The organism is Microbacterium wangyouchuni (assembly GCF_051546305.1).
GTDB lineage: Bacteria > Actinomycetota > Actinomycetes > Actinomycetales > Microbacteriaceae > Microbacterium.
Genome location: NZ_JBPTMA010000001.1, coordinates 602,280 through 614,191 on the forward strand (window position 1 = coordinate 602,280; position 11,912 = coordinate 614,191).

Below are 11,912 nucleotides of genomic sequence, written 5' to 3' on the forward strand. Positions count from 1 at the left end.
GGTGTGTCGCCTGGGTGAGCAGGCGGATGCCGTGAGCCTGCGCTGAGCGCGGCTCACGGCATCCGATTATTTTACTTCGCGGTCAGCAGACCGAAGTTCTCCATCGTGTAGATCGGAACGAGTCCGGCCTCTTCCACGCCGCCGATGCGCGAGTTCACGGCGAGGATCTTGAGGTTGTCGGTGATCGGGTAGATCACCGCGTCCTCGGCGATCTGCGCCTGCAGGTCGTCGTAGATCGCGCCGCGCGCCTCGGGATCCAGCTCGGCCGCCCCCGCGTCGAACAGTGCGTCGGTTTCCGCGCTTTCGTAGTGGAAGAAGTTCGACGATGCGCCGGAGCGGTACAGGGCGCTGTATGCGTCCGGGTCGGCGCCCATAATGTAGCCGCCGAGGAAGGCATCGTACTTAGCGTCGGCACCCTTCTCGATCTCGGTGTAGATCGATGCGCCCTCGACACCGGCGAGTTCGACGGTGACGCCGGCCTGCTTCAGCTGCTGCTGGATGAGCGTCGCCTGGGTCGTCTGCGCCGGGTCGGAACCGGCGTAGGCGAGGGTGATCGTCAGGCCGTCGGCTGCGGATGCCGCATCCAGATCCTGCTCGTACTTTTCAACGTCCTCGGTCGCGAAGGCGTTGCTCGGCGGCAGGATCGTGTAGGCGTTCTCGTAGTACTCATCCGACAGGTAGGCGGCATCGTTCAGCTCATTGCGGTCCAGCGCGAACATGAGCGCCTGGCGCACGTCCTTATCGGTGAGCTTCGCGAGGTTCAGGCCCAGGTAGGCGACGCGGCCCTCGGAGTACGGGTAGATGTCCAGGCCAGCGGCCGACAGCTCATCGATCTGGTCAGGCGTCGCGAATGAGGCATCCGCTTCACCTGTCTGCAGAGCGGTCTTGACCGTGTCGGCATTCGGAACGATCTGCAGCGTCAGGTTCTCGATGTTCGGAGCCTCGCCGTAGAAGTTCTCGTTCGGCTCGAACGTCAGGTACTGGCCGCGCTCGTACTTGGTGAGCACATACGGACCCGAGCCGACAGCGATCGGGTCGAGTTCAGCGCCGGAGAAGTCGGTGACATCGCCGTAGACGTGCTCGGGGATGATGTAGGTCTCCGTGGCGATGTTGCTCAGCGCCGCGGCGCTCACCGACGGCAGGTGGAACACGACGGTGCGGTCATCGGTCGCCTCAGCAGTGATGGGCGCGTCACCGACCCACAGCGCGTCGGCAGCGCCGTTCTCGCGGACGGCCTTGTTCGTGTAGGTGAACACGACATCGTCGGCGGTGAGCGGCTCGCCGTCAGACCACAGCAGCCCCTCCTTGAGGGTCACGGTGACGGAGAGTCCGTCGTCGGCCGGTTCGATGGTTTCGGCGAGCTCATTGACGACGGTGCCGTCGCCTTCGACGCGCGCCAGCGGCGAGTACACGATGTTGGTGGTGGTCAGACCCCAGCGGTCGCCGACGTTGATCGGGTTTAGCGAGGTGGGGTCGCCGCCGATCACGTAGGTCAGCGATCCGGTTACGGCCTGGCCGTCGGCAGTTTCAGTGTCAGGGGATGCTCCGGCCGAGCAGGCGGTCAGAGCCAGGGCAGCGGCGGCGATGAGCGCGGTGAGCCCGAAACGTGTCTTCGTCATAGAGTTCCTCAGCTGTGTATGCGCGCGAATGCGCACACTCAAGGCTAAGCGCGCCAACGCCCGAGGTATTCCCCGATTGCGCTCTATGACGCTTTGTTGTCAGAGGGCCGTTGCCATTGTTGGTGCGGACCCTGCGGTGAGGGCATCCAGCGCTCGCCGAAGAGCGGTGCTCGAGGTGTGGGCGGTGTACGGGAAATACACGACTTCGACACCCACATCGGCGAATTCGCGCTCCAGCCGCTGCCCCTTCTCAGTCCCGCGCCAATCGTCGCCCTTGAAGAAGTGCGTGAAGTGCACATCTCGCCAGGCATCCATCTTCGCGGGAGCCGTCTCGACGTAAACGTCGTCGACGAACGAGATGTGGCGCACGATCTCGGCGCGCTCAGCGGTCGGAATGACAGCTTCGATGCCCTTCACCTGCCGCAGCATCTCGTCGCTCACGACGCCAGCGATCAGCACATCGCACTGCTGCTTGGCGTGGCGCAGAAGGTTCAAATGGCCGACGTGGAACAGGTCGAAAGCTCCCGCGGCATAGCCAATACGCGTCCCCATGATCTCCCCAGATCATTCATTCCCCAGAAAGTGGCCCCCACGGCCACGCACGACCCCCAGAGTCGTACTCGGTTAGCTTAGCGCGCGCGGCGCGCGCTGTCACGAGTTGCGCGGACAGGCTGTGAAAAAGGACTTGCTGCATGAAACAGGTGCACCGACGACGTTTCTCATGCGGCAGAGCTTTTCTCGATGCGCTGATGGCATGAAACGATGGATGCCGGAACCGCGGGGAGGAGCGCACGTGGACGTTGCCGTCACGATCATCGTGCCGACCTTCAACGAGCGCGAAAACGTCGCCGAGCTTGTGGCGCGGACTGCTGCGGCTCTGAACGGCCACGCCGCCGAGATCCTGTTCGTCGACGACAGCTCGGACGATACTGCGGCCGAGATCGAACGTGTCGCCAGGGACGCCGCACTGCCGGTGCGTGTGATCCACCGCAGCGAGAACACTGGCGGACTGGGCGGTGCAGTCGCTGTGGGGCTGGCGGAAGCCACCGGAGACGTCTGCATCGTGATGGACGGTGACCTGCAGCATCCGCCCGAGCTTCTCCCGGCCATGCTGGCGCGCTTCGGCGCGGGTGACGTCGATGTCGTAGCGGCATCCCGTTATATCGGTGGCGGTGACTCCCGCGGGCTGGGAACCGCCATGCGTTTCGGTGTCTCCCGTGCGGCTACCTGGCTCACCAAGGCCATGTTCCCGCGAAGGCTTGCGCGCAGCAGCGACCCGATGACGGGGTTCTTCCTCGTTGACCGTCGGATGCTGGATGTGCCGACGCTTCGTCCGCAGGGGTTCAAGATTCTGCTGGAGATCCTGGCGCGCTCGGATGTGCGCATCGCCGAAGTTCCGATGGAGTTCTCGGAACGCCGAAGCGGAACGTCGAAGGCGACTCTGCGCCAGGGTGCCACCTTCGTCGCGCATCTGACGCGCCTGCGGTTCGGCAAGATGTCAATGTTCGCCCTGATCGGCGGAATCGGCGCTGTGGCAAACCTCGGCATCATGTGGATTCTCATCGCGATGGGGATGCCCTACATCTGGGCGGCGATTATCGGGGCCGCAGCCACGATTGTCGGAAACTTCCTCCTGCAGGAGCGCTTCGTCTTCGCCGACATGCGTCAGGACGCCCGCGGCCCCTGGACACGCTTCGCGGCCTCCATCACCTTCAACGGCGTCGAAGCGGCGCTGCGAATCCCGATCATGGCGCTGATGGTGGAGACCTGGCACATCTCCAGCATCCTGGCCACGGCGATCTCGCTGGTCATCGCGTTCTTCGCCCGGTTCCTGTTCCACTCCCTGGTCGTCTACGCGCCGAGGCGGGGCCGCTCGCGGCGGACGGATGCTGCGGGCACGGAGCCGGTGACCGACACAGCCGCCCAGCGCATCCTCAAGGCCATCGACGCTGAGGCGATGCGGCCGGGGGAGCTCTGAGCGCAGCCCGTACGTCTTACGATGGAGACGATCGGCATCGCGCCGGAGCTTGTGGGGAGCTGTGAAGAGAGCGATATTCGGACTCAAGACTCGTCTTTTGATGCGCCCGGATCTGCAGGCGTTTCGTCAGATGCGCGAGCGTGAGACGGCATCGCTCGAGCAACTCTCCGACATCGTGGCTACCGCGAGTGCACGGATCGCTCTGCACGCGTTCGACAACTCGCCGTTTTATCGTGAGCTCTACTCCGGCGCTGGTTTCTCCCGCGACGATGTAGTGGATGCTGCGAACTTCAGCCAGCTGCCGGTGGTGACCAAAGACCTGTTGCGAAGCGCCGGCGATGCTGTGCTCGCGCAGAACGTGGCCCCTGCTCGTGCACTCTCATCACAGACCGGCGGCAGCACCGGAGCTCCGCTGCACATCCGCAACGATGCAGCTGCACCGACCGCCGCGATGTGGTGGCGGATCTACCGCTGGTGGGGTATTCACCCGGCCGATGACATGGCTTTCATCTACCGCCGGGTGCGGCAGGGCAAAGAAGCGCTCCTGTATGCCGCGCAATGGTGGCCGAGTCGTCACTTCCTGCTGGATGCGCGTGCGGTCACCGAGGAATCGATCCAGTCGTTCATCGCACAGTGGCAGCGGGTCGAACCGCGGCTGCTCGTTGCTTACGTCGAGGGTGCGACTGCTGTGGCCGCGCACCTGGAGCGGACCAACCGTACGCTGGCGACGACAGCGGTCTCTGTGACGGCGGCGATGCTGCAGCCCGGGCAACGGGAACTACTGGAGCGAGCTTTCGGTGCCCCGGTGTTCGACACGTACCGTTCGGCCGAGATCCCCTGGATCGCCGCCGAGTGCTCGGCGCATCAAGGGCTCCACGTAGCCGCTGATCAGCGGCGGGTCGAGATCGTCGACGCAACCGGGCATCCGCTTGCCGACGGCGTCGAGGGGTCTGTCGTCGTGACTGACTTCAGCAATGAGGTCTTTCCGCTCGTGCGCTATGAGATGGGTGACCGGTCGCGAACGATCGAGGGAGCATGCGCCTGCGGGCTGGCATTCCCGCGGATCGATCCGGTTCAGGGCCGAGTCGCGGATATCATCCGCACGCCGTCCGGAAAGCAGATCACCGGCGGCCTCAGCGGTCTCTTCCTGGAATCACCCGGAGCGATCCGGCAGATGCAGATCGTGCAGCACGCTGATCTCTCGATCACGTTGCGCTATGTCGTGGCGAACCCGGATGCATCGGGCGAAGCCGTTGCGCTCGCCGTCGACAAACTCCGCAGAATCCTCGGGGCAGAAGTGCCGATCACGCCGGTTGCTGTCGAATCCATCGAGAGCGCGGCAGGCAAAGCCCGGTTGGTGATCTCGGAAGTCCGAAGCTGAGAAATGTAAGATGACGTGCGTCTGCGTCGTGCAACGACGTGCAGCGCAGCAGGGGACTGGGGGAGAAAACGCGTGGCAACACACTGGACATTGGAAGACCTCTACCGAGGGATCATGCAGTCCTGGCTTGTGCTGGTCGGCACCATTGTGGTGCTCACCCTGGCTGGTGTGGGCATTTTCGCGATCTACCCGCAGAAGTACACCGCTGAGGCCCAGCACACGGTTGAGCCGATCAGTGTGCTTTCTTCGGGGTCGAGCTTCAACACCGTCAACATGGAGACCGAGCGTGTCGTTGCAACATCGACTGCCGTGATCGATCGAGCCGTGAGCGAGCTCGACGACACCTCGGTGGAAGCGCTTCGGGCGAACACCGTGATCGAAGTTCCGCGCAACTCGCAGGTGCTGATCTTCCAGGTGACGGCAAACAGCCCTCAGCTCGCCGCCGACCGCGCGAACGCCCTGGCCACAGCCTACGGTGAGGAGCGCACCGATAATGCGCGCGCGGTCGTCGAGAAGTCGACCACGGAGCTCGGGAACTCCATTGAGAAGCTGCAGTCACTGCTGGACTCGCAGGCTGAGGGCAGCAGCCAGCATTCGGCGACGCAGCAGCAACTGCAGGCATTGCTCGATCAGCAGGCACTCATCACGGCGACGCCGTTCTACTCCGGAACTCTCGTAACCCCGGCCGACCCGCCACAGAAGTCGAACCGACCATCCGTTCTCGTGTTCATCGCGGCGGGAATGTTCCTCGGCATCCTGCTCGGGGCGATCGCTGCACTGATCGTTTCGCGAGTGCGCAATGGGCCCGGCAGCACCTACAAGCGCAGCAAGACATCAGAGGAAACAGCGCTGGCGGAGGAAGCCGTCACCGAGGACGACGACAGGCCAGAGCAGCCGAAATTCACGCTTGACGAGGACGACACTCTTGCTGACTCAGAGCACGCGGATGCAGAGCACGCGGATGCAGAGCACGCGGATGCAGAGCACGCGGAGCCGGTGGCGCTTCAGCCGATGAGCGCGCGCAGCGCTGACAAGAAGCGCCGCTGACCTCTGCAGGCCAGCGGCGCTTCTGTCGGGCTCAGCCGCCGGTGTACTCCCAGGAGCGCACGTAGTCGATCTGGAAATCGAGTTTCTGCGTTGCCGAGCGGTTATTCGGATCCGGCAGGCCCCAGTATGTCGTCGACGGTCCGACATGCAGGTTCAAGCGCATGTGCAGCGGTGTACCGAAGTATTTCTCATCCCACAGATCCGGGTAGCTGGCAGGGGTGGCGCGCATCACCTCGACACCGTCGACATACGTCGCGGCATAGGTCGGGGTGAGCTCGAACGCGTACACGTGGAAACCATCCCATGGCACAGCGGTCGCGCCCTGCTCCCGGTGACGCCAGATCTCCTTCCGGCCGCTGCCGTCAGTCTTGGTATGGATGGTCGTGGCGGCAGTGTCCTTCACCCAGCGGTCGTACTCGGCGGGCATCGTGCCGCCATGGCCCCAGGCTTCCATAATGTCGATCTCACCGGACTGCGAGTTGCGCAGCCAGAACGCAGCCAGCGCACCACGAGTGTTATCGCCGGTCGGGGTCTTCGCGCGGATCTCCCAACGTCCGTACCGCTGACTCATCGATACGTCATCCGCTTCGAGCTTGCGCTGATCCAGATAGCCGGTCGTGTGCCAGAGGTTGGTCGGCCCGCTCTGCGTGGACGGGCGCTTGGTCGGCTTATCCAACCAGTCGGACTTGATGTGCAGCACGCCGCCAGCGTCCACACTCACCTGTTCGCGTTCGACCACTGCCGCATCGAAGAGCAGACCGAGATCATCACGCCCGCGAACGTTCCACTTGTCCGGGTCAACGGCGGGCTTCTTGGTTGACGGGTCGACATAGGAGAACTCGTCGCGCCAGTCCGGTGCGCCCCAGCCGGCGACCTCGCCGTCGGCGGGTGGTGCGGGCTTGACGGGTGGTGCGGGCGCCACGGGCTCAGCCGGTTTGACCGGAGGCGCGGGCTCAGCCGGTTTGACCGGCTTCACCGGAGGCACGGGCACTGCCGGGGTATCCGTGCGGTCCTCGCGTACGAGGTGCGCATCGAAGCTGATGTTCGGCGTCTTGCGCCAGCTGAACAGCACCTGCACGGCGATCGTGTTCTTGCCGGTTTTCAGAATCGAGGCCGGAACCGAGAACGTCACCGGGTCACGACGCGCTGCCTCGGAATTCGGTGCGATCGTCGAGTAACTGTTCGCCTTGATCTGGCCGGTCGGAGCGTTCTTGCGGCCGACCTCGACGCCGTTGACCCAGACGACGATCCCGTCATCTGCCCAGGTATTCAGCCACGACCATTCCGGCAGATCGGTGCCGAGCGTGAAAGTCTTGTGGAAGAACGCTGAGAGCGGCTGGGTGTCCTTGGGCACGGGAATGCGGGTGCTGACCGGGCCGATGTCGCGGCCCTTGCCGAAGGGGGCCTTACCGGTCGACCAGGCAGAGGGGGCTGTTCGCCAGTCCCACCGTGGTGCCGTGGTGCCGTGGTAATACGACCACGATGATTGTCGCGGAATGATCGACGTGACCGACGACGTCGCGGCTTTCGCGGGCTGCGCCGCGACGAACGACGTGGCAAGCACCGCGAGGGTTGCGAAAGCTGCGATCAGAAAGCGGAGGAGGACGGATTTATGAGCTGTCTTCTTCATATCGAGGGGGAGGAGTGGGTGCACTGCACGCTCTCCAGGTCTCCTGAGGATTGCGGATGCCTGCCGAGCCCCCTCGATGCATCCTGTTTGGTCGGGTTTCAGCCAGTGTAGAGGTCCCTTCCCCAAACTTCCTTGACGATTCCTGTGGTGCTGGCGATCGATGCACGTGAGGATGCCCCGAAAACGACGGCTTCGACGTTCGCGTGATCGTGAATCCACTGCAGTGCGCGCTGCGGCGCAATAGCACCGGATGCGAAGACCGACATCGCCACCGGACGGAACGGACGCTCCTGCAATGCCCGCTCGTACTCCTCAATGCCTCCCGACATCCGGAAGCCGATTTCGTTGATGTTCGAACACACGATCGGGTTGACGACGCCGACACGATCGAGCGCATCGAGCAGCATGGGCAGGTTCATCGTGATGAATCCTGGCTCCGCGCCGTAGCGCTCGCGCACGTGCCGGTCGAAGATCGCAAAGGCCTCGTCGAATCCGAGACCGAGCATGAGATCGACCACGACGTTCTGCAGGAAGATCACCGGCGTCTTCAGCCCGTGGAACATCTTCATCTCAGCATCCACCAGCAGGGTGATGATGCCTTCGATGTCCTTGTTCATGAAGGATTTGCCGCCGCGCAGTGCGGCGTTGAGGAGTCCCTCTTCGGGCAGGAACTGGCGCACAGCGCCCAGCATTCCGTTGTCAGTGATCGCGTTCGCGTACTTATGGGCGTACGGCATGCAGGGGTAGAACCGGTAATCCGCGTAGCGGTCCTGGTTCGCGCGCATGTGATCGCACACCTCTGCGATGCGATCGTGCGTCGTGCACATCAGAGTGCGGATGCCACTGTCCAGTGCGATGTCGATCACGTCGATGATCGCCTCGGTGTCTTGGAAGCGGATCGCCTGGGCGCGGGCCTTCTCCTCGGACATGTGGTTGATGCCGAAGAACTGGTTGTCGCCGAGAAGGAGCAGGTCCATCTCGCTGGTCTTCACCGTGCTCATGCGCTTTTCCTCCATCCGAACAGGCTCCGTCTCGGGGCATCCGGAAGTGCGGTCAACGCCCCGGGAATCTTTTCGCCGGCCGCGTCCTGCAGGATCCACTCGATCACCTGATCGGTGTGGGCGGCGCTGGCGAAACTGTTCTGCCGGGCCTCGGTCTCGCCTGCCGCGATCGAGTCGATGAAGCTCTCCAGTTGTGCGCTGTACTCCTCACCACGCAGGTAGAACGACACCTGCTCGGTGAGATCGGTGGTGTATTTGATGTTCCAGCCCGTGCGGTACCCGTCCGGGATCGTCGCGTCGTCACGCAGATACACGCGCAACTCCTGCCGATCCGCGACGATGCGCCCCTGCGAACCGGAGATCGTGATCGACGTCGACATCTTGCGATACGACTCATCGGACCAGTTGACCGAGAGCTGTACGCTCGCGCCGTCGGCGTAATCGAGAGTTGCGTAGACCTCGTCGTCGGTGTCGGCGGAGAAGATGCTGTTGAGTACCGAGCCGCGAACGCGATCGGGGCTTCCCAGGTACCAGTGCACGAGGTCGAGCGGATGCGCCGCGTAGTCGTACAGGCAGCCGCCACCGGTCGCGCGCTTGCTGCGCCAGGTGGAACCCTTGGCCTTCAGCACGACCGGCCCGTAGGCCTCGGCGAGGACGTGTGTCACGCGGCCGATCGCATTCTGCTCGAGTAGCTGCTTGACCGCCTGGAACGTCGCGATGAAGCGGTTGTGGTAACCAACCTGGGCGACGAGCCGGTGCTCAGCGGCGAACTCGGCGAGCTCGCGGGACTCCTCAGCGCTCAGCGTCAGCGGTTTCTCGCAGAACACGTGCACGCCGCGTTCCAGCGCGCTGCGCACCAGCGCCGCGTGCGACCCGGTCGGCGTGGCGATGATGATCGCGTCCGGCTGCGCCTGATCGAGCATCTTCTCCAGCGTGGAGAATGTGGCAGCCCCGGTGTACTTGTTCAAGACATCGAGCAGGTAATCGGTGGAGTCGACGACTCCGACCAGCTCGACATTTCGCAGAGCACGGACGATTGCCAGATGGGAGAGCCCCATCTTTCCGACTCCGACGACTCCGACGCGTACGCGCGGTGTAATTGTTTCGTCTGGCACGACGAATCCCCTTCCCCAGAAAGTTCCCCAGAACAGTGCCCCTTCCCACGGGAGCACTGTTCGCTATACTAGCGGCCAAGCTGACTTTCGTGTCAGTGATTTTCTGACGGGGTGGGACCCGCAGCAAATCTGGGGATTCCGAACACGCTGGGGAGCGGGTATCGGACGCGTGACTAAGGGGAAGCGCACGTGCTTTGTGAAGTGTCTGTTGTCGTGCCGACGCATAAACGTCCGGAGCTCATGAAGCTCGCCGTCGAAAGTATCCTGAATCAGGGGACTACCAGTACAGGCGAGGTGATCATCGTCTTCGACGCCTGCCCGATCGAGGTGCCTGAGGTCGAAGTGCCCGACGGCTGGTCTGTCAGGGGGATCGCCAATTCCCGAGTGCGCGGGCTCGCAGGAGCTCGAAACTCCGGAATCCTTGAGTCGAAGGGTGAGCTGGTCGCCTTCCTCGACGACGATGACGAGTGGCTGCCAGGAAAGCTCGAGGCGCAGCTGAAACGCCTGGAGGAGCGCCCGGATGCGATCGCCATCGCGACCGCGATGGTGCTGGATGACGGTGTCAACACACACGTGCGTCTCGTCGAGAAGGACGACCTCACGCACGAGGACTTCCTGCGCGACCGGCATCCGGGTATCCCCTCGGGAGGCCTGCTGTTTCGTCGCGACGTGCTGTTGGGGCCGGTGGGGCTGATCGATGAGGACCTCCCGCGCGCCTATGGCGAAGACTATGACCTGCTGTTGCGCGCTTCGGATCACGGCACCGTCACTGTTGTGAATGAACCGCTGGTGCGCGTGCGCTGGCAGGGTCAGTCCTACTATTTCGGACAGTGGGCCGTGTACGCCGAGGCTCTGCAGTATCTGCTGCGCAAGCATCCGGATATCGCCACCATCCCTGCTGCACTCGGGCGGATCGAGGCGCAGATCGCCTTCGCCCTGGTTGCGAACAATCAGCGCAAGGAAGGCCGGCGATGGGGATGGCGCGCGCTGCGCCACAACCCGAAGCAGATCAAGGCCGCACTCGCCATCGCCATCTCCTGGCGACTGGTGAGTGCAGACGCCGTGATCCGCTTCGTGCGCAGCCGCGGCAAGGGCATCTGAGCATGAAGGTGCTCATCGCCTGCTCGTCAGGCGGGCATCTCACTCAGGCGCTCGCGCTGCGCGAGTGGTGGGGCGAGCATGAACGATGCTGGGCGACATTCCCCGTCGAGGATGCCCGATCCCGACTCGCGTCGGAGAAGGTCTACGAGATCCACTATCCGACGGTGCGCAACCTGCCGAATCTGATGCGCAACTTTGCACTGGCGCGGCGGGTGCTCGCAAAAGAGCGTCCGGATGTCGTGTTCTCCACGGGAGCTGCCATCGCGTTGCCGTTCTTCACTCAGGCGCGGTTCTTCGGTGCGCGCACCGTGTATCTCGAGCCCGTCGATCGCATCACCTCTCCGGGGCTGAGCGGACGGCTCGTGTACCCGTTCGCCGATGAGTTTCTCGTGCAGTGGGAGCGGATGCGCGAGTTCTATCCGGGCTCACGCAACGTCGGGGTGGTGTTGTGACCGCGCCGCTGGTGGTCGTTTCCGCGGGCACCTATCATCTGCCGTTCGACCGGCTCTCGCAGTGGGTGCAGAACTGGTTGCAGACCACCGACGGGGTACGGCTGGTCATGCAGCACGGGCCGTCGACCGCCGTCGTCGGGGCTGAGAACATCGAGATCCTGCCGTACACCGACCTGCTGGAGCTGTGCCGTCAGGCGGACGCGGTGGTGCTGCAGGGCGGCGCGGGTGGCGTGATGGACATGCGCGCGCTCGGTATCGTCCCGATCGTCGTGCCCCGGGTACCGGGCGACGGTGAGGTGGTGGACGATCATCAGCTCGTCTTTTCGGCAGAGATGGAATCGCTCGGCGTCATCCGCCGTGCTCTGACATCGGCCGATCTGAACGCACTCCTGGATCGTTCTCTGGCGGATGCTCACACTGCGGCTGCGCCGCAGGAGATCTCCACACCGGGAGCAGATCGTGTTCGTGCATTGCTCGAGCAGCCGATCCGACGGGCACCGTGGGGTGCCTTCCTCCCGCGGCTGCTGCGCAGCGCGGTAGCAATCATCGCAGCCAAGCTGCGAAGGTGATCGCGGGGAGCGCGAACGC

General features: G+C 63.8%; 11 protein-coding genes. 6 read left to right on the forward strand and 5 right to left on the reverse strand.

Annotated elements, in window-relative coordinates:
• Positions 1–71: 71 nt before the first annotated feature.
• Positions 72–1,619, reverse strand: coding sequence for an ABC transporter substrate-binding protein (locus tag ACSS7Z_RS02925; protein ID WP_438252957.1), 1,548 nt, complete (start codon positions 1,617–1,619; stop codon positions 72–74).
• 99 nt (positions 1,620–1,718) lie between these two features.
• Positions 1,719–2,171: an FAD synthase family protein gene (locus tag ACSS7Z_RS02930; RefSeq protein WP_438252959.1), complete on the reverse strand. Its 453-nt coding sequence runs from the start codon at positions 2,169–2,171 to the stop codon at positions 1,719–1,721.
• Between the two features lie 214 nt (positions 2,172–2,385).
• On the opposite strand from ACSS7Z_RS02930, the gene ACSS7Z_RS02935 reads away from it, so the two are divergent.
• From ACSS7Z_RS02935 to ACSS7Z_RS02945, 3 genes are all read left to right on the forward strand, one after another.
• Entirely contained in the window at positions 2,386–3,597 is a 1,212-nt protein-coding gene (locus ACSS7Z_RS02935; protein ID WP_438252960.1) for a glycosyltransferase, read from the forward strand.
• A 97-nt stretch (positions 3,598–3,694) separates the two neighbouring features.
• Positions 3,695–4,978, forward strand: a complete 1,284-nt coding sequence (locus ACSS7Z_RS02940) for a phenylacetate--CoA ligase family protein (RefSeq protein WP_438252961.1) — start codon at positions 3,695–3,697, stop codon at positions 4,976–4,978.
• A gap of 72 nt (positions 4,979–5,050) precedes the next feature.
• Entirely contained in the window at positions 5,051–6,025 is a 975-nt protein-coding gene (locus ACSS7Z_RS02945; RefSeq protein ID WP_438252962.1) for a YveK family protein, read from the forward strand.
• A gap of 31 nt (positions 6,026–6,056) precedes the next feature.
• On the opposite strand, the gene ACSS7Z_RS02950 is transcribed toward ACSS7Z_RS02945, so the two are convergent.
• From ACSS7Z_RS02950 to ACSS7Z_RS02960, 3 genes are all read right to left on the reverse strand, one after another.
• Positions 6,057–7,679, reverse strand: coding sequence for a glycoside hydrolase family 16 protein (locus ACSS7Z_RS02950; protein ID WP_438252963.1), 1,623 nt, complete (start codon positions 7,677–7,679; stop codon positions 6,057–6,059).
• A gap of 74 nt (positions 7,680–7,753) precedes the next feature.
• Positions 7,754–8,656, reverse strand: a complete 903-nt coding sequence (locus ACSS7Z_RS02955; RefSeq protein ID WP_438252964.1) for a hypothetical protein — start codon at positions 8,654–8,656, stop codon at positions 7,754–7,756.
• Positions 8,653–9,771, reverse strand: a complete 1,119-nt coding sequence (locus ACSS7Z_RS02960) for a Gfo/Idh/MocA family protein (protein ID WP_438252965.1) — start codon at positions 9,769–9,771, stop codon at positions 8,653–8,655. The genes ACSS7Z_RS02955 and ACSS7Z_RS02960 overlap by 4 nt, the downstream gene beginning before the upstream one ends.
• 213 nt (positions 9,772–9,984) lie before the next feature.
• On the opposite strand from ACSS7Z_RS02960, the gene ACSS7Z_RS02965 reads away from it, so the two are divergent.
• The 3 genes from ACSS7Z_RS02965 to ACSS7Z_RS02975 are packed head-to-tail and all read left to right on the forward strand — an operon-like array spanning position 9,985 to position 11,893.
• Positions 9,985–10,872: a glycosyltransferase family 2 protein gene (locus tag ACSS7Z_RS02965; protein ID WP_438252966.1), complete on the forward strand. Its 888-nt coding sequence runs from the start codon at positions 9,985–9,987 to the stop codon at positions 10,870–10,872.
• 2 nt (positions 10,873–10,874) lie between these two features.
• Complete coding sequence (gene pssD / locus ACSS7Z_RS02970) at positions 10,875–11,324, forward strand: PssD/Cps14F family polysaccharide biosynthesis glycosyltransferase (RefSeq protein ID WP_438252967.1); 450 nt, start codon at positions 10,875–10,877, stop codon at positions 11,322–11,324.
• Positions 11,321–11,893 carry a glycosyltransferase gene (locus ACSS7Z_RS02975; protein ID WP_438252968.1) on the forward strand — a complete coding sequence of 191 codons (573 nt, stop codon included), beginning with the start codon at positions 11,321–11,323 and terminating at the stop codon, positions 11,891–11,893. Before pssD ends, ACSS7Z_RS02975 begins: the two co-directional genes overlap by 4 nt.
• Positions 11,894–11,912: the final 19 nt, after the last annotated feature.